6 protein-coding genes are annotated in these 7,591 nt (G+C 68.0%); 4 read left to right on the forward strand and 2 right to left on the reverse strand.

Going from position 1 to position 7,591, the window contains the following annotated elements; translation table 11 throughout:
- Window positions 1-122: 122 nt before the first annotated feature.
- Window positions 123-791, reverse strand: coding sequence for a response regulator transcription factor (locus tag EG885_RS21160; protein WP_165571252.1), 669 nt, complete (start codon window positions 789-791; stop codon window positions 123-125).
- Complete coding sequence (locus tag EG885_RS21165) at window positions 766-2,430, reverse strand: sensor histidine kinase (protein WP_165571253.1); 1,665 nt, start codon at window positions 2,428-2,430, stop codon at window positions 766-768. The genes EG885_RS21160 and EG885_RS21165 overlap by 26 nt, the downstream gene beginning before the upstream one ends.
- Window positions 2,431-2,690: 260 nt before the next feature.
- Here EG885_RS21165 and EG885_RS21170 point away from each other — a divergent pair, with 260 nt between their 5' ends.
- The 4 genes from EG885_RS21170 to EG885_RS21185 all read left to right on the forward strand — a co-directional run.
- The gene (locus EG885_RS21170) at window positions 2,691-3,902 is read left to right on the forward strand and encodes a glycosyltransferase family protein (protein ID WP_131578631.1); all 1,212 of its coding nucleotides are present in this window, start codon (window positions 2,691-2,693) and stop codon (window positions 3,900-3,902) included.
- Entirely contained in the window at window positions 3,899-5,095 is a 1,197-nt protein-coding gene (locus EG885_RS21175; protein WP_131578633.1) for a glycosyltransferase family 4 protein, read from the forward strand. The genes EG885_RS21170 and EG885_RS21175 overlap by 4 nt, the downstream gene beginning before the upstream one ends.
- A complete protein-coding gene (locus EG885_RS21180) occupies window positions 5,095-6,198 on the forward strand; it encodes a glycosyltransferase family 4 protein (RefSeq protein WP_131578637.1) in 1,104 nt (367 codons plus the stop codon). The genes EG885_RS21175 and EG885_RS21180 overlap by 1 nt, the downstream gene beginning before the upstream one ends.
- An 8-nt stretch (window positions 6,199-6,206) precedes the next feature.
- Window positions 6,207-7,591: ABC transporter ATP-binding protein (locus EG885_RS21185; RefSeq protein WP_165571254.1), on the forward strand; the 1,385-nt coding region annotated here is incomplete at its 3' end.

The raw sequence follows: 7,591 nt of genomic DNA on the forward strand, positions 1-7,591 counted from the left end.
AACGGTCAGCTCCCGCAATCAGTGCTGAAGGGCCGAACGCCCATTGATGCGCTCAAGGACTGGCAAAAACAAAGGCCGGACCTGTTCAGGAAGAGGCCGTATAATCACATGGGATGTGACACCTAGACGGCCTCCAGCACATAGCCAAAGCCACGCACATTGCGGATCAGGCGGGTCGGAAAGGGGCCGTCCACCTTTTTGCGCAGATAGGCGATATAGACCTCGACCAGATTGGTGTTGGGGTCGAAACTTTTGCCCCAGACCCCCGACAGGATCTCCATCCGGTTGACCAGGGTACCGGGCCGTTCGGCCAGAAACCGCAGCAGTGCGAATTCGGTCGGCGTCAGGCCCAGATCGCGCCCGTCGCGGGTGGCGGTCTTCAGCGCCAGATCCAGCGACAGATCGGCGATGGTGATCGTGTCCTGCCGGGCCTTGCCCCGGCGCAGCAGCGTCTCGATCCGGACCAGCAGCTCTTCGAAGGAAAAGGGCTTGGTGATGTAATCGTCGGCGCCCGCACGCAGGCCTTCCAGCTTTTCCTCCAGCGCATCGCGGGCGGTCAGCATCAGGATCAGCTGATCGGCATCGCGGCTGCGCAGATCGGCGCAGATCTGCGCGCCCTCGCCATCGGGCAGCATCCGGTCGAGGATGACCAGAGGCCAGCGGCGCTGGTCCATCGCCGCCCGCATCTCGGATGCGCTGGCGACGCAATGGGGGGCATAGCCGTCCATCTGCAGCCCTTGTTGCAGGAATTCGGCGATCTCGGGATCATCCTCGACGATCAGAATATCCATCCGTGGCCCCTTGTTCCTGAATGCGGTCATCGGCCGGGATCAGCGGCAGGGCGATCTCGACCCGCGCCCCGGTTTCGGCCTGACCGATGGCGATGCGGCCGGCATGTTGCTGCAGAAGCCAGCGGGCGATGGGCAGGCCCAGCCCCGCCCCCCGCCGCGCCGTCCGGCTGGTGCCGCGATAGAACCGTTCGAACACCCTGTCGCCATCCTCGGCCGAGAAACCCTGCCCCTGATCGGCGACGCTCAGCCGCGCCTCGGTCCGGTGGAGGCGCAGATCCAGCGTCACCGTGCTGCCCTTGGGCGCATGGCTCAGCGCATTGTCCAGCACGATGCCGATCGCCTGACGCAACCGGTCGGGATCGGCGCGCAGCATCACCGGGTCCGAGGGCTGGTGCAGGCTGATCGTCACGTCGCGTTCGCGCGTCTGCGGGCCGCCATCCATCACCACTTCGGCCAGAACCTCCTGCATCATGGTGTCGCGAAAGGAAAACCCGATCACCCCGGCCTCGGACCGGGCCAGAAACAGCAGGTCGTCGACCAGCCGCCCCATCTGCACGGCGCGGCGCACGATCTGGCCCATCGTGCGGCGCAGATCGTCCGGCCCCGCCTGCGGCTGACGCAGCGCGACCTCGGCCTGACCCCGGATCACGGTCAGGGGGGTGCGCAATTCATGGCTGACATCAGCAAAGAACTGGGTGCGGGTGTCGTTGATGCGGGTCAGGCGGGCATTCGCGGTCTCCAGTTCCGCTGTGCGGCGGCTGAGGCTGGCGGTGCGTTCCGCCACATCCAGCCGCAGCCCGTCGCGGGCGGCCAGCAATTCGGCCTGCTGCTTGCCGATCTGGCGCGCCATCTGGTCGAAGCGGGTCGCCAGATGGCCCAGTTCGTCGCCGCCGCTGCCCTGCGGTGCGGAACGCCCGGGCGCCCGCCCGCCGCCGCCCCGCGCCAGATCGTCCACCGCATCCGCCAAAGCCGCGATGCGGCGCGACACCAGCCGGTCCATGACCAGCGCGCTGCCCACCGCCAGCGCGGTGCCCAAAGCCACGGCGGTGATTGCCAGAAACCGCAGCAATTCCGTCTGCCGGTCCCATTGCTCGATCGCGTCCAGCACCCGGCGTTCATCCGCCGCCGTCGCGTCGCGCATCACCTGCGAGATCTCGTCGTCCAGACCATCCTCGACCCGTTCGGCATAGAGGCGGCGGGCGGCCTCGGTCTGACCGGCGGCCAGCATCGCGGCCAGCCGGTCGCCCAGATCCGACAGCTGCTGCGTGCGGTCGCGGATGATGCCGATCCGGCGCAGCATTTCCTGTTCGCGCAGGCGCCGGGTCTCGCTGCTGGCGGCGGCGATTTCCGCGCGCAGGCTGACGTGCAATTCATCCAGCCGGGTCAGCAGGGCGCGCGACACCTCGGTCACCTCGGACTGGCCGGACAGGCCGATGCTGAACAGTTCGGCGATCTGTTCGGACATCCGGTTCGTGTCCGAGGTCAGCTCGTTCAGCTGGCGCAGATGCTCATAGCTGTCTTCCAGGCGGCGGCGGTTGCGGTCGGTCGTGTCCAGCGCGATCAGGATGAACACGCAGATGACCGCCACGCACAGCGCCAGAATGCCATGACTGGCCAGCAGCTTGGTGCGGATCTTCATAAGCGGCCCCGGTGGCGTTCAGGTGATGCAACAGCCCGCAGACTAGGCAGTTCAGCGCCGATCGCCATCCCGGATGTGACAGTCTCGTAAACTTCTAATTTGCAGATTTCCGGGACGATCCTCAACTGAACTGCATTGCACAGGCGCGCGGCAGACACAGCCTCCGTCACAAAAGTTTCGCTTTTGGCGGGGGCGGCGGGAATAAACCCCCCCGGCGCGCCGTAGGTCCAGAGTTCATCCATGGTCGGGAAAGCAGAGTCATGAAGCATCAGTCGTTCGACATCGCACGGTCCAACCGCCAGAAACGCGTCGTGCTGTATTCCCATGACACGCTTGGGTTCGGCCATCTGCGCCGCAACATGCTGCTGGCGGCGGCGCTGAAGCGGATGGACCCGGCCCCCGACGTGCTGATGATCGCCGGCATGAACGAGGCGGGGGCGTTCAAACTGCCCGAGGGTGTCGATGTGCTGACCCTGCCCGCCTATGGCAAGCGCGCCGATGGCAGCTATCACGCCCGCTCTCTGGGGTTGGAACTGGCCGAGCTGGCGCGGCTGCGGTCCGACATCATCCGGGGCGCGCTGCTGGCCTATGACCCCGATCTGGTCATCGTGGACAATGTGCCGCGCGGCGCGCAATCGGAACTGGATGCGCCTTTGGCCGCCCTGCGCAAACGCGGTCATGTCCGGATCGTGCTGGGCCTGCGCGATGTGATCGACGCCGCCGAAACCGTCCGCGCGCAATGGCTGAAGCGTCGGAACTTTGCCGCGATCCGCGACTGGTTCGACGAGGTCTGGATCTATGGCGATCCGGCGTTCTTCAATCTGGTCGCGGAATACGGCTTTGGCGATGATTTTGCGGCCAATGCGCATTTTCTGGGCTATCTGGACCAGCGCACCCGCCTGTCGGGGATAACCTGCCCGATGCCGATCCCGTCCGACCCCTATGTGCTGTGCGCCGTGGGGGGCGGGCGCGACGGGGCTGCGCTGTGCCGGGCCTTTGCCGATTGCACCCTGCCTGCGGGGCATCGCGGCATCATCCTGACCGGCACCCAGATGCCCGTCGCCGCCCGGGATCACCTCGAGGCGCGGGTGGCCGCGCGATCTGACATCGACATCGTGGATTTTTTGCCCGAGCCGCTGCCGCTGATGCAGGGTGCCGCCCGGATCATTGCCATGGGGGGGTACAACACCGTGACCGAGGCGCTGTCGCTGCGCCGTCCCACCCTGATCGTGCCCCGCACCGCGCCGCGTCGCGAACAGGTGCTGCGCGCCGAGCGTCTGGCCGCGCAGGGTGCCATCGGCATGATCCTGCCCGATCAGCTGACGCCCGCGCGCCTGTCGGCATGGCTGGCCGGGCCGACGCCCGCCGCCGGTCTGGGTCAGGCGATGCTGGACATGACCGGGCTGGACCGGATGCAGATCCGCGCCCGCGCCCTGCTGGACCAGCCTGCCATGCTGGAGGCGGTGGCATGAGCATCGGTTACGTCATCAAGCGTTATCCGCGGTTTTCCGAAACCTTCGTGGTGAACGAGATTCTGGCCCATGAGGCGGCGGGCCGCGACATCCAGATCTTTGCCCTGCGCTCGGTCGAGGAGACGCATTTTCAGGATATCATCGCGCGGGTGCGCGCTCCTGTCACCCGCATTCCCGACCGCATCAAGGGCATCGACGAAAGCTGGCCGCAACTGGCCCGCGCGCAGGAACTGCCCGGCGCATGGCAGCGGCTGACCGAATTCCCCGAGGCTTCGGGCCGTGACATCGCGCAGGCGGTGCGGCTGGCGCTGGAATGCCGCGATCGGGGCGTGACGCATCTGCATGCGCATTTCGGCACCGTCGCATCGACCGTGGCGCGGATCGCGGCCCGGCTGGCGGATATTCCGTGGTCGATGACCCTGCATGCCAAGGACATCTTCATGGACTATGCCGAAAACCGCAATCTGGCGTTGAAGATCACCGATGCGCCCGCCGTGGTCACCGTGTCGGATTACAATCTTGGCTATCTGGCCGACCGCTTTGGCCGCCGGGTCACGCGCATCTATAACGGCATGGATCTGGACGCCCTGCCATGGTCCGCCCCCGATCCGCGGGCGTCCGAGATCGTCGCCGTCGGTCGGCTGGTCGAAAAGAAGGGCTTTCACATCCTGATCGAGGCGCTGCGCATGCTTCAGGCCGAAGGCCGCGCCGTGACCTGCCGCATCATCGGGGGCGGCGACATGCAGGCGGAACTGTCCGCCCAGATCGCGGCGGCGCAGCTGCGCGGCGTGACGCTGGCCGGGCCCTTGCCGCAGGCGCAGGTGATCGCCGCCATGCGTGGCGCTGCGGTGCTGGCCTGCCCCTGCGTGGTGGGTGATGACGGCAATCGCGACGGCATGCCCACGGTGCTGCTGGAATCCATGGCGCTTGGCTGTCCGGTGGTCGCGACCCCGGTCACCGGCATTCCCGAACTGGTCGATGGCACGACCGGCCTTTTGGCGACCGAGGGCTGCGCGCGGTCCCTGTCGCAGGAAATGGCGCGGCTGCTGGACGATCCTGCCCTGCGCGACCGCCAGTCCCGCGCCGCCCGCGCCCGGATCGAGGCCGATTACGACGTCACCCGCAGCGCCGCCGCCCTGCGCGCGATCTTTGACGGGCTGGCCCTGCCGGGCGCCGTGCGGGGGGCGGCGTGATGCGCATTGCCTATGTCTCGATGGATCCCGGCATCGCGGTCTTTGGCACCAAGGGCGCCGCGATCCATGTGCAATCGATGGTCCGCGCCTTTCTGGACCTCGGGGCCGAGGTGACGCTGTTCTCGCCCCGGATCGAGGGGGACGCGCCGCTGCCGGTCCGCACCGTCTGCGTGCCGCTGGACGGGGGCGACCGGGCGACGGCGCTGCTGGCCGCCAACGAGACGCTGGCGGGGCTGTTGGCGGGGCAGGGGCCGTTCGATCTGATCTATGAACGCCACGCGCTTTATGCCCATGGGGCGATGGATCATGCGGCGGCCCAGGCCATTCCGTCCATTCTGGAAATCAACGCCCCGCTGATCGAGGAACAGGCCCGTCACCGCAGCCTGACGCATCCGGACATGGCGCTGGCCTCGGCATGGCGCAGCCTGTCGCAGGCGGGCACGGTCGTGGCTGTCAGCACGGCGGTCGCCGCCTATGCCCGCGATCATGGCGCGCAGCGGGTCGAGGTGATCGCCAATGCCATCCCTGCCGGGCGCCCGGCCCTGCCGCATGTGCCGGGGATCTTCACCGTCGGATTTCTGGGATCGCTGCGCCCGTGGCACGACATCGGCGTGTTGCTGGACGCCATGGCGATCCTGCAGCGCCGCATGCCCGCTCGCCTGCTGATCATCGGCGACGGCCCCGACCGCGACCGGCTGGCCCCGCGCCTTGCCGCCGTGGGGGCCGAGGTGACGGGCATGGTCCCTCATGCCGATCTGGCCCGGCATCTGGCCCGTCTGGATGTGGGCGTGGCGCCCTATTCGGCGGCGCAGCCGTTCTATTTCTCGCCCCTCAAGCTGTACGATTACATGGGTGCGGCCCTGCCGATCGTCGCCAGCCGCGTGGGCGATCTGGAGGCGGTGCTGCAGGGCGGGCGCCTTGGCCTGCTCTGCGACCCCGACGACGCCCCTGCGCTGGCCGATGCGCTGGAACGACTGGCGGGCGATGCCCCCTTGCGCGACGCGTTGGGGCAGGCGGCGCGCGCGCATGTCATGGCGCATCACACCTGGGACCGGGTGGCGCGGCGGGTGCTGGCGCTGGCGGGTCTTGCGGTGGCGGCATGACCGGCCTCATGCGCCGCTTCCGCCCCTATCTGCGCGGCGAGGGGTTGATCCTGACCGGCGGCATGACCGCCCTGATCGCCGCGACGATCATGAAACTGCTGGAGCCGTGGCCGCTGAAATTCGTCGTCGACAGCGTGCTGCGCGTCGAACAGCCCACCGATGTGGCCACCGTGATCGGGCTGTGCGCAGGCGCACTGATCGCCATCACCGCGCTGCGGGCGGTGTTCCAGTTTTTGGCCACGACGGTCTTTTCGATGGTCGGGGGGCGGGTGCTGACCCGGGTGCGGTCGGATCTGTTTGCCCATGTCCAGCGCCTGTCCGCCGATTTCCACGAAAAATCCCGTGCGGGCGACATCACCCTGCGGCTGGTCGGCGATGTCGGGATGCTGAAGGATACCGCCGTCACCGCGACCCTGCCCTTGCTGGGCAATGTGCTGGTGCTGACCGGGATGATCGGGATCATGCTGTGGCTGGACTGGCGGCTGGCCTTGGTCGCGCTGGTGCCCCTGCCGCTGCTGTGGCTGGCCACGCGCCGGGTCACCACCCGCATCGGACAGGCCAGCCGCGCCCAACGCAAGCGCGAGGGCGCCATCGCCGCCACCGCGGGCGAGGCGCTGGCCGGGATGCGCGCCATTCAGGCTTTGGGGCTGGAGGGCGCCGTCAGCCGCATGTTCCGGGGCGCCAATGACCGCAGCCTGACCGACGGCATCCGCGCCGCCCGGCTGTCGGCGGCGTTGGAGCGGATGGTGGATGCCATGGTCGGCATCGCGACCGCCGCGATCCTGTGGTTCGGGGCGCATGCGGTGATCTCGGGGCGGCTGACGCCGGGGGAATTGCTGGTCTTTCTGACCTATCTGAAGAACACGTTCCGTCCCGTGCGCGAATACGCCAAATATTCGGGCCGTCTGGCCAAGGCCGCTGCGGCGGGCGACCGGGTCTTTGATCTGCTGGATCAGGTGCCCACCATCCGCGACCGTCCCGGTGCGACCGAGGCGCCCGCCTTTCGCGGCCAGATCACATTCCATGACGTGCATTTCGCCTATGACGGGGGCGGGGCGGTGCTGGCGGGGCTGGATCTGACCATTCCGGCGGGCCAGCGCGTGGCCGTGACCGGCCCGTCGGGGATCGGCAAATCGACGCTGCTGACGCTGCTGCTCAGGCTGCGCGATCCGTCCGGGGGTCGGGTGGTGATCGACGGGACCGACATCGCCTCGGTGACGCTGGCCTCGCTGCGCCGTCAGATCAGCTTTGTCGCGCAGGAACCCTTGCTGTTTTCCGCCCCCATTGCCGAAAATATCGCCCTGGGCGCCGGGCGCGACGTCACCCGCGCCGAGATCGAAGACGCCGCCCGGCTGGCCGATGCGCATGACTTCATTGCCGCGCTGCCGATGGG

It is taken from the genome of Paracoccus nototheniae, from assembly GCF_004335005.1.
Taxonomy (GTDB): Bacteria; Pseudomonadota; Alphaproteobacteria; order Rhodobacterales; family Rhodobacteraceae; genus Paracoccus; species Paracoccus nototheniae.